The sequence below is a fragment of the Hymenobacter sp. DG01 genome, from assembly GCF_006352025.1.
Classification (GTDB): domain Bacteria; phylum Bacteroidota; class Bacteroidia; order Cytophagales; family Hymenobacteraceae; genus Hymenobacter.
The window spans coordinates 3,859,835-3,875,128 of sequence record NZ_CP040936.1; the positions used below are offsets into that span (position 1 = coordinate 3,859,835).

A 15,294-nucleotide genomic window follows, 5' to 3' on the forward strand; every position below is an offset into this window, starting at 1 on the left:
AGGGAATAGCAGGGGCCCTACCCCTGCGCTCATGCAAAAGCCCCACCAGCGGCGGGGCTTGCAACCAACGGCGGGCACAGATAATGGCCGCGCCAAGTGTCCTGGCGGGGCGGGTTAATCGGGCTGCTTCACGGCCTGACCCAGGTCCTTCACGTCGCGGCCGGTTTCCAGGGCTGTAAACTCGGTCTGCAGGGCCCGAATGTGCAGCTCGTCGCGGCCCTTAATATCGAGGCGGATGGCCCGGAACTGGGCGTTGAGGCGGCGGCTGATGGCGGTAGCATAGTCCCAGTCGCGCTGGGTCCACTGTTTGCGCTGGGCGCGCACCTGCTGCATAAACTGCACGAAGGCCGGCTCAATGGTCTGGGGCGTGAGCTGCTCTACGGCCGCGTAGGTACCTAGCAGCTCATTAGTAAAGGCCGTTTCAGCGGCTTTGTCGAGGGGCTGGCGGGTGCGGGCCCGGGAAGTGGAGTCGAAGCGGGCGGCCCGGCGGCCGGCCACGCGCAGCTTGGCGGCGGCGCGGTCGGCTGCGGTATCAAGCCGGCGTGCTTCCTGCTTTACCATTTCCTGCCGCTCGCGCGGAGTAGTGTCGCAGGCTGCCAGCAGCAGTCCGGCCGCGGGCAGCAAAAACAAACGGATAGATTTCATGTCGGCAAGGTATTGATTGTGGCGTGACGAAGCGTGCCCCGCGCTGCAGCTCATACGCAGCGCCGCCCGCCTTTGTACGAGGCGGGCGGCGGTAGTTGTTCAGGCTAGAAGGGGGTAGGGGCTAGGATTAGGGCCGCATCCGGAACGTAAAAGGAATTTCGTACTTGGAAACCACGGCGCGGCTGCCAATGCGGGCCGGAATCCACTGGGCCGGAATACTGCGGGCTACGCGCAGGGCTTCCTCGTCGCAGCCGGAGCCAATGCCGAGCACCACCTGGTAGTTGCTGGCTTGCCCCAGGGTATCCACCACAAACGATACCAGCACCCGGTCCTGCACGTTTTTGTTCTGGGCCGCCGCCGGGTAGTTGAGCTTGGAAACATACTGGGCCAGGGTGGCGTCGCCACCAATAAAGAACACTGGGTGCGCTACCCGCTGGCGCGTCCAGTCGCCGGCAGCATTTTGCACGGGGTAGGGCACATCATCAAACGGACGATAGAAAATCAACTTCTTGGTGGTGTGGTCGTACTTCTGCGCCACCACCTGGCTGCCGTCGCGGGTGTAGGAGTAGTATTCCCAGACTCCCACTTTTTCGCCCTTTTCCAGCATGCCGCTTTCCAGGTCGTTTTTGCGCATTTTCTGAGCCTCCGCCGTGAAGCAGGCCAGCAGTAGTAATAAGAGTACAAGTTGTTTCATAGGAGAAACGGGAGGTGGGAGGTAGGGGGTAGAGCAAGGTAACCCGGGGATTGGCCTGATTGATGGCTCCGGGCGGGAAATTAAATCTTTGCTTTGTTATAAAGCGCGGGCCCTTCAGAATAGAAAGGCACCAGAAAAAAGGCTGAGAAAGTACCGTAAAAGCAGTAAAAAAAGACGCTACTGACACTGGGGTGAGTAACCACACACGTAGTATGGTCCGGGAAATTTACCAATTTCCTTTCAGCCTCCCAAAATAGAGCAGGATAAATGCCGCTGAAGCAGTCGGTTTACTCGGCGAGGTCGTCGAGCTGGTCGCGCAGGTCGCGCAGCTGCGTTTGCAGGCCGGGCCAGGCCGGACATAGTTTCTCCAGGCGCCCGAGTACGCGGAGTGCCCCCCGGGCATCGCCGAGCATCCGTAGCATGGTGGCCCACCCCGAGAGGGCCCCGAAATGGCGGGGCTCCAGGCGCAGGGTTTCGCGCACGTCGCGCAGGGAGGCATTGTACTCACCCCGCAGGTAGTAGGCGGTGGCGCGCTTGTTCCAGCCCTCGGCATAGTCGGGGCTGGTTTCCGTGAGCAAGGTAAACTGCTGAATGGCCAGGGTATAGTCGCCGGCGGCCAGGGCGCGCATGCCCGCCTCCAGGTACTTGTCGAGTAGCGGATGGCCGGCCGTGAGCCAGATCTGCCAGATGCCGTCCTGCAGGGCCTCAATTTCGGCCGGAGCCGTGGCCTCCCGCAGGCGTGCAAACAGGTCGTTGAGGGAATTCAAAAGGTGAATTGGTGAGATGGTGAAATAGTGAGTTCTACGTTTTCAAAGGCGCAAGTGGCGCAGTCTGAACGAAAAACTCACCGTCTCACCAATTCACCATCTTGCCACTTAAAACAAAGCCGCCGCTACCCGCCGGATGCTCTCCGACTTGCCCATGCTGTAGTAGTGCAACACCGGCACGCCGTGGGCCATCAGCTCGCGGCTCTGGTTGATGCACCACTCAATGCCAATTTCGCGGGCCGCCGCGTTGTCGGGGGCCAGGTGCACGGCGTCGGCCAGGGCTTCCGGAATGTTGAGGTAGAAGGCCCGGGGCAGCATGGTGAGCTGGCTTTTGGTGGTCAGGGGCTTGAGGCCGGGAATGATGGGCACGGTAATGCCCGCCTCGCGGCAGCGCTTCTCAAAGTTGAAGAACTGCTCGTTGTCGAAAAACATCTGGGTCACGATGTAGTCGGCTCCGCGGTCCACCTTGTGCTTGAGGTAACGCAAGTCGGCCCCGTAATTCGGCGACTCAAAGTGCTTCTCGGGGTAGCCGGCCGTGCCGATGCAAAAGTCGGTGGCCCAAGTGTCATCCTGCTCCTCATCCAAGTATTCGCCCTTGTTCAGGTTGGCCACTTGCCCAATCAGGTCGGCGGCGTAGGCGTGCCCATCAGGGTCGGGCTTGAAGTGACCTTCACTCTTGATCGGGTCGCCGCGCAGGGCCAGCACGTTGTCAATGCCAAGAAAGTGCAGGTCGATGAGGGCGTTTTCGGTTTCTTCTTTCGAGAAGCCTCCGCAAATCAGGTGGGGCACCGTGTCCACATCAAACCTGTTCTTGATGGCCGCGCAAATACCTACCGTGCCGGGACGCTTCCGCACCGTTTTCTTCTCCAGAAACCCGTTGGGATGCTGACGGTACACGTACTCCTCCCGGTGGTAGGTCACGTCGATAAACGGCGGCTTGAACTCCATCAGAGGCTCAATGTTAGAGAATAGGTTCTGAATGTTCTCGCCCTTTTTCGGGGGTAGCACCTCGAAGGAAAACAGCGTCTTGCCGTCGGCGCGGGTCAGGTGTTCAGTTACTTTCATATAGAGCACCAGCGGGTAGCCAGTGAGTCGTAGGAGTAGTAAGCTCTCGTCCTCAAATGAGGAGGGGGATGGTTGATAGGCCTTGAACTATTACACCAGACCGTCATGTCGAGCTTGTCGAGACATCTCGCTCGAATCGTTGGGCTGACATTGGAACGTCAGTACGCGAGATGTCTCGACAAGCTCGGCATGACGGCCTATTGTGGCGTTTTAGACTCTCTACAGCGCCGTTACCGGCACGCTAGCGGGGTCGTAGTTCAGGTTGGGGGCCAGCCAGCGCTCTAGTTCCGGCAGCGGCATGTTCTTGCGCTCGGCAATGTCCTCCACTTGGTCCTTGCTGATGCGGCCGAGGCCGAAGTAGCGGGAATCGGGGTGGGCGTAGTAGAGGCCGCTGACGGAGGAGGCAGGGTACATGGCCAGGTTCTCGGTGAGACGGATGCCCGTAGTGTTTTCTGCGTCGAGGAGTTCAAACAGGGTAACTTTCTCGGTGTGGTCGGGGCAGCCTGGGTAGCCGGGAGCGGGGCGCACACCTTTGTATTTCTCCTGAATGAGATCTTCGTTGGAGAGGTTCTCGGCAGGGTCGTAGCCCCAGAACTCTTCGCGCACGCGCTGGTGCAGGCGCTCCGCAAATGCCTCAGCTAGGCGGTCAGCCAGGGCTTTCACCATGATGCTGGAGTAGTCGTCGTGCTCTTGCTCGTACTTTTCTAGCAGCTTCTCAATGCCTAGGCCAGCCGTTACGGCAAACCCGCCAATGTAATCTTCGCGGCCGGTTTCGCGCGGAGCCACAAAGTCGGAGAAGGCCAGGTTGGGCACGCCGGGTGCTTTCTCGCTCTGCTGGCGCAGGGTAAAGAACTCCGTCTGGATTTCCTCGCGGGTGTCGTCCTTGAAGATCTGGATGGTGTCGTGGCCGACGGTGTTGGCGGGCCAGAAGCCCAGCACGGCGCGGGCCGTGAGCAGCTTCTCGTCGATGATTTGCTTGAGCAGCTTCTGGGCGTCGTTGAAGAGCTGGGTGGCGGCTTCGCCCACGTTCTCGTCGGTGAGGATGCGAGGGTAGCGGCCTTTGAGCTCCCAGGTCTGGAAGAAGGGCGTCCAGTCGATGTACTCAGCCAACTCCGCCAGTGGGTAGTCTTCCAGTGTTTTGGTGCCCAGGAAGCTCGGCTTCACGATGCGGCTGGTTTCCCAATCGGCTTTGAAACCGTTTTCGCGGGCGGCTTCGATGGTCAGGTAGTTCTTCTCGCGCTGGCGTCCGGCATAGTCCTCACGGAGCTGGCGGTATTCCTCACGCACCGTGCGGGCGTACTCCACATCAGCGGTGCCTAGCAGGGCCGCAGCTACACCCACCGAGCGGGACGCATCATTCACGTGCACGATGGGGCCAGAATAGTTGGGCGCAATTTTCACCGCGGCGTGCAGACGGGAGGTAGTGGCACCACCAATGAGCAGCGGCGTTTTAAGGCCGCGCTTTTCCATTTCCTGAGCCACGTACACCATTTCATCCAGACTCGGGGTGATGAGGCCACTGAGGCCAATTACGTCCACTTGCTGCTTCACGGCTTCGTCCAGAATCTTTTCCAGGGGCACCATTACGCCCAGGTCCACAATATCGAAGTTGTTGCAGGCCAGTACCACGCCCACGATGTTCTTGCCGATGTCGTGCACGTCGCCTTTCACCGTGGCCAGCAGGATTTTACCGGCGGTTTGCCGGTCGCCGCTTTGCTTGTCGGCCAGCAGGTAGGGCTCCAGGTAGGCCACAGCCTTCTTCATCACGCGGGCCGACTTCACCACCTGGGGTAGGAACATCTTGCCCGCGCCAAACAGGTCACCAACTACGTTCATGCCAGCCATCAGGGGGCCTTCAATTACTTCGAGTGGCCTAGCGACCTGCTGACGCACCTGTTCAGTGTCTTCGTCGATGAACTCCGTGATGCCTTTCACCAATGCGTGCTGCAGGCGCTCGGCTACGGGCAGGCTGCGCCAGGCGTCGGCTACTACTTCGGTTTTGTCCTTCTGCTTTACTGTGTCGGCGAATTCCACGAGGCGCTCGGTGGCATCGGGGCGGCGGTTCAGGAGCACATCTTCTACCAGCTCTAGCAGGTCCTTGGGTACTTCGTCGTACACGGCTAGCTGGCTGGGGTTCACGATGCCCATATCCAGGCCGGCCCGGATGGCGTGGTAAAGGAAGGCCGAGTGCATGGCTTCGCGCACCACGTCGTTGCCGCGGAATGAGAAGCTGATGTTGCTGACGCCGCCGCTGGTGAGGGCGCCGGGCAGGTTTTGCTTGATCCAGCGGACGGCCTCAATGAAGTCGAGGGCGTAGGTGCGGTGCTCCTCCATGCCGGTGCCCACCGTCAGGATGTTGGGGTCGAAGATGATGTCCTCGGCCGGAAAGCCCACTTCGTTCACCAGAATGTCGTAGCTGCGCCGGCAGATTTCGATGCGCTTCTCGTAGTTGTCGGCCTGGCCGTTCTCATCGAAGGCCATTACCACCACGGCGGCGCCGTACTGGCGCACGGTGCGGGCGCGCTCCTTAAAGGTTTCCTCGCCCTCTTTCAAGGAAATGGAGTTGACAATGCTCTTGCCTTGTACGCATTTCAGGCCGGCTTCCAGCACGCTCCACTTCGAGGAGTCAATCATAATCGGCACCCGCGAAATGTCGGGCTCCGAGGCAATCAGGTTCAGGAACGTGGTCATGGCCTGCTCCGAGTCGAGCATGCCTTCGTCCATGTTCACGTCGATGACCTGGGCGCCGCCTTCTACCTGGTCGCGGGCTACTTGCAGGGCGGCTTCGTAGTTGCCGGTTCGGATGAGGCGGGCAAAGGCGCGGGAACCGGTTACGTTGCACCGCTCGCCCACGTTCACGAAGAGGCTGTCGGGGTAGATACCGAAGGGCTCTAGGCCACTCAGGCGGGTAGCTTTCGGCAGCTCGGGCAGCTTACGCGGCTCATACTTGTCGGCCAAGCGGGCCAGCTCACCGATGTGCTGAGGCGTGGTGCCACAACAACCACCCACCACCGTCACGAGACCTTCCTTGAGGTAGTTTTCTACCACGCCCGCAAATTCCTGGGCCGACTCATCGTAACCGCCAAACGCATTCGGCAAACCGGCATTCGGGTAAGCCGAGATGTGCACGTCGGCAATACGGCTCAGCTCCTTGATGTACACCTGCAACTGATCGGCGCCGAGGGCACAGTTCAGGCCCACGCTCAGCAGGGGCAGGTGGCGAATCGAGTTCCAGAACGCCTCTACCGTCTGCCCCGAGAGGGTGCGGCCGGAAGCGTCGGTAATGGTGCCGGAAATCATGACGGGCACCACGCGGCCGCCTTCATCGAAGAACTTCTGAACGGCATACAGTGCTGCTTTGGCGTTCAGTGTGTCGAAGATGGTTTCGATGAGTAGCGCGTCGGAACCGCCGTCAATGAGGCCGCGCACCTGCTCGTGGTAGGCAGTGGCTAGCTCGTCAAACGTCACGGCCCGGAAGCCGGGGCGGTTCACGTCGGGGGAGAGGCTAGCGGTACGGTTGGTGGGCCCAATGGCGCCGGCCACGAAGCGGGGCTTATCGGGGTTCTGGGCCGTAAACTCGTCGGCTACTTCCTTGGCAATGCGCGCCGACTCGTAGTTGAGCTCATACACGATGTCCTCCAGGGCGTAGTCTGCCTGGGCAATGGTGGTGCCGCTGAAGGTGTTGGTTTCCACCATGTCAGCCCCAGCCGCGAAGTAATCGGCGTGGATGCCTTTGATGATATCGGGGCGGGTGATGCTGAGCAGGTCGTTGTTGCCGCGCAGAGGCTTGGGGTGGTCGGCGAAGCGCGTGCCGCGGAAGTCAGCCTCTTCCAGCTTGTGGCGCTGAATCATGGTGCCCATGGCGCCATCCAGAATCAGGACACGTTTGGCAAGGATATCGTGCAGCGGGGAGTCAGTGACGGTCGGCATATCGGCTCTTCAAGTAATTCGGCAGCGAAAAAGTGCCTATCCAGAGAGAGCCGTGCGGGAAGCGCGTCCTGTTCTTATCTTCTTCCAGACCGCCTAAGCAGCTCGGAAAGGGAATTAGCACCTTGTTTTATTTCAGGTTGCTAAGACGTCATCGGGCCCAATCCCTCGGTCTTTCTGGATAAGTAACTCTGCGAAGATACAACCGGAATCTTCGAAATTCAATTCGGGAAGCCGGGAGCGGGGCTGGCTCACCGATTTTGGGCCGAAGAGCCTCTCGGCAGCGCAAAGGCAGCGCGCCTCCACCAGCCTAGCAGGAAAATAAATGTAACCGCGGCGGAAACATATATGTAGGTACCCGAGTTGCTACGCGCTGGATCCGCAGGTAGCGGGTTCTCTATATAGACTTCATCATGAGCCAAACCACCAATCTGTTTACGCCCGTGCAAGTGGGTGCCCTCACGCTGGCCAACCGCTTCGCCATGGCTCCCATGACACGCAGCCGCGCTACCAACGAGGCTACCGCCCCCACCGACTCCGTGGTGAAATACTACGTGCAGCGCGCCTCAGCCGGCCTCATCATCTCCGAAGGCTCTCAGGTATCGCCCCAGGGCGTGGGCTATATCAATACGCCCGGTATCTACTCGGAGGAGCAGGTAGCCGGCTGGAAAAAAGTGACGGATGCCGTGCACGCTGCCGGGGGCCGCATTTTCATTCAGCTCTGGCACGTAGGGCGCGTATCGCACCCCTTCTTCCACAACGGGGAGCTACCCGTAGGGCCCTCGGCCATCAAGCCCGAAGGCGCCAAAGCCTTTACCGGTCAGGGCTTTGAAGATGTGCCAACGCCGCGCGCTCTGGAGTTGAGCGAAATCCCGGGGGTAGTAGATCAGTTCCGCCAGGCCGCCCGCAATGCCAAGCTCGCCGGTTTCGATGGGGCTGAAATTCACGGTGCCAACGGCTACCTGCTTGATCAGTTTATTCAGGACGGCTCCAACCAGCGCGCCGATGAGTACGGCGGCAGCCTGGAAAACCGCAGCCGCTTCGTGCTGGAAGTGGTAAAGGCTGTGGTGGATGAGCTGGGCGCCGACCGTGTAGGCATCCGCCTCTCGCCCCAGGGTAGCGCCAGCATCAAGGACTCTGATCCGGTGAAAACCTTCAGCTACGTAACCGAGCAGCTCAACCAGTTCAACCTGGCCTACCTGCACGTCATTGAGGCCCTGCCCGGCCACCCCATGGCCCAGCCTCAGGCTCCGGCCGTAGCGGCCCACCTGCGCAAAATCTTCAACGGCACCTTCATCCTGAACGGCGGCTACACCCAGGAAACCGCCGATAAGGCCCTGGCCAACAACGAAGCCGACGTTATTGCCTTCGGGGTGCCTTTCATTGCCAACCCCGATCTGGTGGAGCGCTTCCGCATCGGGGCCGCCCTTAATACCCCCGACCCCAGCACGTTCTACGTGCCCGGCGACAAAGGCTATATCGACTACCCCTCTCTGCAGGAGCAAGGTGTAGATACGAAAGAGCCCGTGGATTACCAGAACAACTAAGCCGACCCCGCCTGGCTTACAGAAACCCGCTTCGGCCCCGGCCGAAGCGGGTTTCTTTGTAATGGGCCTCACCCTGGCTTTGCTACCCAGGGAGAAAGGTGCCAGACGATAAAGCTGTTGGCGGCTACCAGCGCGGGCGAGCATTTATTGACCGAAACCGGGCGTAAGTGCTCAGGTTAGACCGGTTCGTTGATAATTTGCTTTTCTTATATAGAGTAGGATTAATTCTTTGCAGCAGAATGTGTAGGTTGAGGGCCATTTCGGACCCATGCTTTCCTATCTTCTGACTATGAAGCCACTACCTCCGGTAAGTCGCGCGCTGGGCTTGAGCGCGGCCCTGCTGCTGGCCCTGAGCGCCTGCAGCCCCAAAACCGCATCGGTTACCACCACCAGCCCTACCCCCCCACCCACCGCCGAAGCCGCCCCGGCCCAGCCGGCCGTGGCCTCGTTTCAGATTCCGGTGGAGTACTACACTCTGCCCAACGGCCTGAAGGTGGTACTTTCGCCCGACCACACGGCGCCCACAGCTACCGTAGCAGCCTATTACAACATCGGCTTCCGCAACGAGCCCCGCAACCGCACCGGGTTTGCCCACCTGTTTGAGCACCTTATGTTTCAGGGCTCCCAGAACCTGGGCAAGATGGAGTTCATTCAACTGATTCAGAAAAACGGCGGTATCCTGAACGGCTCTACCCGCTTCGACTTCACCAACTATTTCGAGGTAGTGCCCTCGCACAAGCTGGAAACTATGCTCTGGGCCGAAGCCGACCGGATGCGCGGCCTCGCCATCAACCAGGCCAACCTCACCAATCAGCAGGGGGTAGTGAAAAACGAGGTGCGCGTGAACGTGCTCAACCAGCCCTACGGCGGCTTTCCGTGGCTGGACATGCCCCAGTACGCCAACAAAAACTGGAACAACGCCCACAACTTCTACGGCGACCTGAAGGACCTTGACGCCGCTACCCTGGAGGATGCGCAGGCTTTCTTCAAGACCTACTACGCCCCCAACAATGCCGCCCTGGCAGTAGTCGGCGACTTCGAGCCGGCGCAGGCCAAAGCGTGGGTCGAGAAATACTTCGGCAACATTCCGGCCGCTACCCAGCCGCCCAAGCCAGACCTTACGGAGCCCCGTCAGGAAAAGGAGCAGCGCTTCACCAAGGACGACAAGCTGGCGACCAAGCCAGCCCTGGCCTTCGCCTACCACATGCCCGACCGTAATACGCCCGAGTACTACGCCCTCATCCTGCTCGACCAGATTCTGCTGCAGGGCAAAGACTCGCGCCTCTACCAGGCCATGGTGCAGAAGCGCGGCCTCACCGATGACGTGAGCGGGGGCATCAACTACCTCGGCAATGCCTTCAACTACGCCGGCCCCATGCTCTGGATGGGCAACCTGACCTACGACCAAACCGTGAAATCAGACTCCGTGGTGAGCGTGCTGGATCAGGAAATCAACCGCTTAGCCAAAGGAGGCATCGATCAAGCTACCCTGGATCTGGCCGTGGTAAAGCTGCGCTCCAACCTCTACGACCAGCTTTCCGGCTCCGACAACTTCGGCCGCGCCGACATGCTGGCGTCCTTTGCGTTGTTCGATAACGACCCCTCGCGCATCAATAAGCTGGAAGGCGAGTTCCGCAAAATCACGCCCGATGTGATGCAGCGCACCATTCAGGAGTACCTGCGGCCTACTAATCGCACTATTCTCATTGTAAACCCGCTGGCAAAAAGCTAACCCGATACCGTATGAAAACTTCCTACCTCGGGTTGCTCAGCGCAGCCCTCTTCCTGACTGCTTCAGCAGTCCAGGCCCAAACCAAGCCTACCCCCAAGCCAGCCAGCAAAGCTACTACAACGGCTAAACCGGCCGCTGCTCCGGCTGCTCCTGCTACCCCCAAGGAAACCCCGCCCCCCGGCGGCACGCCCCGCGACTTCGCCCTACCCGCCAAAGAAGAGTTCGAGCTGCCGAATGGCCTCTCGGCTAAGCTGGTGCCCTACGGCCAGGTGCCCAAAGTGACGATGATGGTGGCCATTCAGGCGGGCAACGTACACGAGGCTCCCGACCAGGTAGGCATTGCCGACTTGCTGGGTAAGCTAATGAATGAGGGCACTGCTACCCTTAACGCTACCCAACTGGCCGATAAGGTGGCCCGTATGGGTGGCTCTCTCAACATCTCGGTAGGCCAAGACCAGACCATGCTGTGGGCTTCCTGCCTCTCGGAGTATGCGCCGGAGCTGGCTACCCTGCTGGCCGATGTGGTGCAGCACCCGGCTTTGCCTGCCAGCGAGCTACCCCGCATCAAAACCGATTTTAAGCGGCAAATGAACTTGGCCCGGGCCCAGCCCAGCATGCAGGCCCGCCAGAAGTTCGTGGCCTCGCTGTACGGCAACCACCCCTACGGCCGGCCCCTACCCACCGACGCGGCCATTGATGCCCTGACCCTGGAGCAGGTGAAAGCCTTCTACCAGAATCAGTACGGCGCCCAGCGCACCAGCGTGTACGTGGCCGGTAAGTTCGATAAGGATGCCCTGCGCCAGGCCATTACCAAAAGCTGGAGCGAGTGGGCCAAGGGTCCGGTCCCCCGCATTGAAATTGCTAAAGCCCAGATTCGGCCTGATATCCTGACCCTGGACCGGCCCAGCGCCCCCCAATCAACCCTCATGATTGGCATGCCCGTAGTGGACCCCTCGCACCTCGACTACGTGCGCCTGCGCGTGATGAACTCCCTGCTGGGTGGCTCCTTCGGCTCACGCATCACGCGCAACATCCGGGAAGATAAGGGCTACACGTACTCGCCCTACAGCAACATCGAAACGCACTACCGCGCCGGCAACTGGACTCAGAACGCCGATGTGACCACCCAGGAAACGGGTAACTCGCTCAAGGAAATCATGTATGAGATTGAGCGCCTACAGAAAACCCCACCCACGGCCGAAGAGCTGAAAGGCATCCAGAACTACGAGTCGGGTTTGTTTGTGCTGCGCAACTCCACTCCCGGCGGCATCATCAGCCAGCTCAACAACCTGGACCTGCACGACCTCCCCGATTCCTACCTCACCGAGCAGGTCAGGAACATCAACGCCGTTACGCCCCAGCAAGTCTCGGAAACCGCCCGCAAGTACGTCCGCCCCGAAGCCATGACCATCGTAGTAGTCGGCGACAAAAAAATTATCGACCCCCAGATCAAGAAGTTTAAGGATAGCCGGAAGAAGGCGTTGTAAACTAAGGCTAATTCCTCTCCTCATCTGAAGAGGGGAACTAGTCCTAACCAGAAGCTCTAAATGAAAACAGCCGCCCCGGAAGCCGGGGCGGCTGTTTGTTGCAATAGGTGTGCGAGGTCGGGTGTATTTATACAGCTGCGGCAGCAGGCTGGGGGTGTTGGGTTGGCATTTCCACGTCCACGCCCAAGCCTTTGGCAATGGCCATACCTAGGCGGATATCGGCGCGGAACCAGTGGCAAAGCTGACGCTGGATAATGAGGTCTTTTTTCGAGCCTTCAACGCCGCTCATGGAGCCCACGATGTTCTCGATGAGGTTGCGCTGAGCCTGGGCATCCAGCAGGCGGAACAGGTTGCCGGGCTGGGTATAGTGGTCGTCGTCCCCGGGGCCTACATTGCGGTCAAAACGGTCCGCGAACAGGCCATCCAGCTCCTGGTCGGGCTCACCTACGGTCTTGTCTTCCACCGGGCCATCGAAGGAGTTGGGGAAGTAGTTCGGGCCGGGGCCGCCGTTGTCGCCGAGGGCCATCTGGCCGTCGCGCTGGTAGTTGCTGAAGCCGTAGGGGCAGGCATTTACGGGCAGGTGCTCGTAGTTGGCTCCCAAGCGGTAGCGCTGGGCATCGGGGTAGCTCAGGATGCGGCCCTGCAGCATTTTGTCGGGCGAGTAGCCAATACCATCTACTACGTGGGCAGGGACAAAGGCGGCTTGCTCTACGTGGGCGTGGTAATTCACGGGTACCTCGTTCAGCTCCAGCACACCTACTTCCTGCAGCGGAAACTCGCCCTGGGGCCACACCTTGGTCAGGTCGAAGGGGTTCCAGCGGAAGGTTTTGGCCTGCTCCTGGGTCATGGTCTGGATGAACATCTTCCAGCGGGGGAAATTGCCGTTGTCAATGGCATCTACCAGGTCATGCTGGGCGAAGTCGGCGTCTTGAGCCTTCATCTGGGCGGCGTCTTCGCTCGTGAAGTTCTTCACGCCCTGCTCGGTGCGGAAGTGAAACTTCACCCAAGTACGCTCATTGTCAGCGTTAATCAGGGAGAAGGTGTGCGAGCCGTAGCCGTGCATGTGGCGGTAGCCGTAGGGCGTGCCGCGGTCCGACATCAGGATGGTTACCTGGTGCAAGCTCTCGGGGTTCAGGCTCCAGAAGTCCCACATCATCGTAGCCGACTTCAGGTTGGAACGCGCCTCGCGCTTCTGGGTGTGAATGAAGTCGGGGAACTTCACCGGGTCTTTCACAAAGAACACCGGCGTGTTGTTGCCTACCACGTCCCAGTTGCCACCCTCAGTGTAAAACTTCAGGGCGAAGCCGCGGGGGTCGCGCTCCGTATCGGCCGAGCCTTTCTCACCGCCTACCGTGCTAAAGCGCAGGAAGATGCGGCACTGGTTGCCCACCCGGCTGAAAATCTGGGCGCGGCTGAGGCTAGTTATGTCGTGGGTGACGGTGAACGTACCGTAAGCACCCGAGCCTTTGGCGTGCACTACCCGCTCCGGAATTCGCTCCCGGTTGAAGTGGGCCAGCTTTTCCTGCAGGAAATAATCCTGGAGCAGGAGCGGCCCACGAGGACCCGCCGACAGGGAGTTCTGGTTGTCGAAAATGGGGCGACCGGCGGCAGTAGTTAGCTTCCGGGGTTGGGTTGATTCTTCCATGGGAGAAGTAGAGAATAGGGAGTGTCAGCGAAGGACCCGCGGCTTATGGCCGTTTGGGTTGCACAAAGGTTGAGCTTACTGGTTTATAAGTAAAATCGATTGTTTTTATAACAGTATAGATGCTATCTATATTTGCGACATGAATCTGCAGCAATTGGAATACCTAGTGGCACTCGATACTCACCGGCAGTTCGTGCTGGCCGCCGAGAAGTGCCACGTCACTCAGCCCACCCTGAGCATGCAGCTGCAGAAGCTGGAGGAGGAGTTGGGCGTACTACTTTTCGACCGCACAACTAAGGGAGTGCAGCCCACAGCCGTAGGGGAGAAAGTGGTGCAGCAGGCCCGGCAGGTGTTGCGGGAGGTGAGGCAACTGCGGGAGGTGGTGCAGGTAGAGAAAGGCGAGCTAGTGGGCGAACTGCGCTTGGGTATCATCCCGACCCTGGCGCCCTACTTAGTGCCGCTGTTTCTGGTAGATCTGGTGGAGCGCTACCCTCTGCTGCGCGTACAAGTCCAGGAACTCCAATCAGCCCAGATAATTCAGCAGCTCAAGGACAATCAGCTGGATGTGGGCCTGCTCGTCACGCCCCTCGACGACCGGCAGCTGCGCGAAGTGCCGGTGCTGGAGGAGCCTTTTCTGGGCTACATCTCAGAAAGCCATGAGCTGTACAGTCAGGCTACCATCAGCCCCCAGGACATGGGCGCGCCGGGGTTGTGGCTCTTGCAGCAGGGACACTGCTTCCGCCATCAGGTGCTCAACATTTGCGCCCCCGCGCCGGCCGCCACCAGCCGGCCCTTTACCTACGAAAGCGGCTCCATTGAAACACTCAAGGAGCTCGTGCGCCACAACCACGGCTACACACTGGTGCCGGAGTTGTCGGTGCTGCCGGAGCTGGATAATCCCATGGTGAAGCGCTTCGAGGCCCCCGAGCCAGTCCGGGAAATTAGCCTGGTAGTGCACCACGGTTTCGTGCGCCTACCCCTGCTGGAAACCTTGCGCGAGCTTATTCTGCGCAAGGTGCCCGAGCGGCTGCGGGCCGGCCAGGCTAAACAAAAGATTCGGTGGCGCTAAGCGTTGGGCTACACGCATCGTTCATGATGCCGCTATATCTTTCCATAGTCATTCAAAAACCAATCATGCAGTTTTCAAAGCCGAAGTGGGGCACTATTGCCCAATGGGGTGGGGTAGTGGCCTTTCTCATCATCCTGAGCACCGACCTTCGCACGCCGGTGCTGGGCGGCATGCAGCGGGCCTTGCTGGCGACGGGCTTGTGGCGGCCCACCCTACCCCCTGCTCCGGCCCCAACCCCGGTTCAGCCTACGGGCGGCGCCTACCCCCACAACCTGCCCCTGCTCACCCTGGATGGCAAGCCGGCCAACCTCCGCGACCTGCGGGGCAAAGTAGTATTGGTGAACCTGTGGGCCAGCTGGTGCCCTCCCTGCGTGGCCGAAATGCCCAGCTTGCAGAAGCTTTACAACCAGGTGGATAAGCAGAAGGTAGCCTTCGTGATGATTTCCCTGGACCAGAACCCCGAGAAGGCGCGGCGGCTGATGGCACGCAAAGGCTACACGTTCCCGGCCTACTTCCCTGCTGGGGCCCTACCCCCCGCGTTCGACTCCGAGGCCATTCCGACTACCGTGATTGTGGGGCCCGATGGGAAGATTGCCGCCCGCCACGAAGGCATGGCCGACTACGACACGCCGGAGTTCAAGGCCGCCCTGGAAAATCTGGCTGGCCCGGCCCGGCTCTGAGTGGCCGCCGCGGCTTCCTGTTCCGGCCCGAAACCC

11 protein-coding genes and 1 riboswitch are annotated in these 15,294 nt (G+C 60.1%); of the genes, 5 read left to right on the forward strand and 6 right to left on the reverse strand.

What is annotated here, in order from left to right; translation table 11 throughout:
- Window positions 1–114 precede the first annotated feature (114 nt).
- The 5 genes from FGZ14_RS16370 to metH all read right to left on the reverse strand — a co-directional run bounded on the left by FGZ14_RS16370 (window position 115) and on the right by metH (window position 7,101).
- Window positions 115–645 carry a hypothetical protein gene (locus FGZ14_RS16370; protein WP_139925280.1) on the reverse strand — a complete coding sequence of 177 codons (531 nt, stop codon included), beginning with the start codon at window positions 643–645 and terminating at the stop codon, window positions 115–117.
- A gap of 127 nt (window positions 646–772) precedes the next feature.
- Window positions 773–1,339, reverse strand: a complete 567-nt coding sequence (locus tag FGZ14_RS16375; RefSeq protein ID WP_139925281.1) for an energy transducer TonB — start codon at window positions 1,337–1,339, stop codon at window positions 773–775.
- Between the two features lie 287 nt (window positions 1,340–1,626).
- Window positions 1,627–2,106, reverse strand: a complete 480-nt coding sequence (locus FGZ14_RS16380; protein ID WP_139925282.1) for a hypothetical protein — start codon at window positions 2,104–2,106, stop codon at window positions 1,627–1,629.
- Window positions 2,107–2,214: 108 nt separating this feature from the next.
- Entirely contained in the window at window positions 2,215–3,171 is a 957-nt protein-coding gene (gene metF / locus FGZ14_RS16385; RefSeq protein ID WP_139925283.1) for a methylenetetrahydrofolate reductase [NAD(P)H], read from the reverse strand.
- A gap of 219 nt (window positions 3,172–3,390) precedes the next feature.
- Entirely contained in the window at window positions 3,391–7,101 is a 3,711-nt protein-coding gene (gene metH, locus FGZ14_RS16390) for a methionine synthase (protein WP_139925284.1), read from the reverse strand.
- Between the two features lie 71 nt (window positions 7,102–7,172).
- Window positions 7,173–7,286, reverse strand: a riboswitch (SAM riboswitch).
- Between the two features lie 225 nt (window positions 7,287–7,511).
- On the opposite strand from metH, the gene FGZ14_RS16395 reads away from it, so the two are divergent.
- From FGZ14_RS16395 to FGZ14_RS16405, 3 genes are all read left to right on the forward strand, one after another.
- Window positions 7,512–8,645: an alkene reductase gene (locus FGZ14_RS16395; RefSeq protein ID WP_139925285.1), complete on the forward strand. Its 1,134-nt coding sequence runs from the start codon at window positions 7,512–7,514 to the stop codon at window positions 8,643–8,645.
- A gap of 289 nt (window positions 8,646–8,934) precedes the next feature.
- Window positions 8,935–10,377, forward strand: a complete 1,443-nt coding sequence (locus FGZ14_RS16400) for a pitrilysin family protein (RefSeq protein ID WP_139925286.1) — start codon at window positions 8,935–8,937, stop codon at window positions 10,375–10,377.
- 11 nt (window positions 10,378–10,388) lie between these two features.
- Window positions 10,389–11,864, forward strand: coding sequence for a pitrilysin family protein (locus tag FGZ14_RS16405; protein ID WP_139925287.1), 1,476 nt, complete (start codon window positions 10,389–10,391; stop codon window positions 11,862–11,864).
- 127 nt (window positions 11,865–11,991) lie between these two features.
- On the opposite strand, the gene FGZ14_RS16410 is transcribed toward FGZ14_RS16405, so the two are convergent.
- A complete protein-coding gene (locus tag FGZ14_RS16410) occupies window positions 11,992–13,509 on the reverse strand; it encodes a catalase (RefSeq protein ID WP_139925288.1) in 1,518 nt (505 codons plus the stop codon).
- 139 nt (window positions 13,510–13,648) lie between these two features.
- On the opposite strand from FGZ14_RS16410, the gene FGZ14_RS16415 reads away from it, so the two are divergent.
- Window positions 13,649–14,578 (forward strand): LysR substrate-binding domain-containing protein, encoded by a 930-nt coding sequence (locus tag FGZ14_RS16415; protein WP_139925289.1) that lies wholly within the window; start codon window positions 13,649–13,651, stop codon window positions 14,576–14,578.
- A gap of 65 nt (window positions 14,579–14,643) precedes the next feature.
- Window positions 14,644–15,258, forward strand: coding sequence for a TlpA disulfide reductase family protein (locus FGZ14_RS16420; RefSeq protein ID WP_257883252.1), 615 nt, complete (start codon window positions 14,644–14,646; stop codon window positions 15,256–15,258).
- Window positions 15,259–15,294 lie beyond the last annotated feature (36 nt).

Excerpts from the sequence above, each read along its gene's own strand:
- metF (WP_139925283.1), bottom strand. The coding sequence starts at position 3,171 with ATGAAAGTAACTGAACACCTGACCCGCGCCGACGGCAAGACGCTGTTT.
- metH (WP_139925284.1), bottom strand. The coding sequence starts at position 7,101 with ATGCCGACCGTCACTGACTCCCCGCTGCACGATATCCTTGCCAAACGT.
- FGZ14_RS16370 (WP_139925280.1), bottom strand. The coding sequence starts at position 645 with ATGAAATCTATCCGTTTGTTTTTGCTGCCCGCGGCCGGACTGCTGCTG.
- FGZ14_RS16400 (WP_139925286.1), top strand. The coding sequence starts at position 8,935 with ATGAAGCCACTACCTCCGGTAAGTCGCGCGCTGGGCTTGAGCGCGGCC.
- FGZ14_RS16415 (WP_139925289.1), top strand. The coding sequence starts at position 13,649 with ATGAATCTGCAGCAATTGGAATACCTAGTGGCACTCGATACTCACCGG.
- FGZ14_RS16375 (WP_139925281.1), bottom strand. The coding sequence starts at position 1,339 with ATGAAACAACTTGTACTCTTATTACTACTGCTGGCCTGCTTCACGGCG.
- FGZ14_RS16410 (WP_139925288.1), bottom strand. The coding sequence starts at position 13,509 with ATGGAAGAATCAACCCAACCCCGGAAGCTAACTACTGCCGCCGGTCGC.
- FGZ14_RS16395 (WP_139925285.1), top strand. The coding sequence starts at position 7,512 with ATGAGCCAAACCACCAATCTGTTTACGCCCGTGCAAGTGGGTGCCCTC.
- FGZ14_RS16420 (WP_257883252.1), top strand. The coding sequence starts at position 14,644 with ATGCAGTTTTCAAAGCCGAAGTGGGGCACTATTGCCCAATGGGGTGGG.
- FGZ14_RS16405 (WP_139925287.1), top strand. The coding sequence starts at position 10,389 with ATGAAAACTTCCTACCTCGGGTTGCTCAGCGCAGCCCTCTTCCTGACT.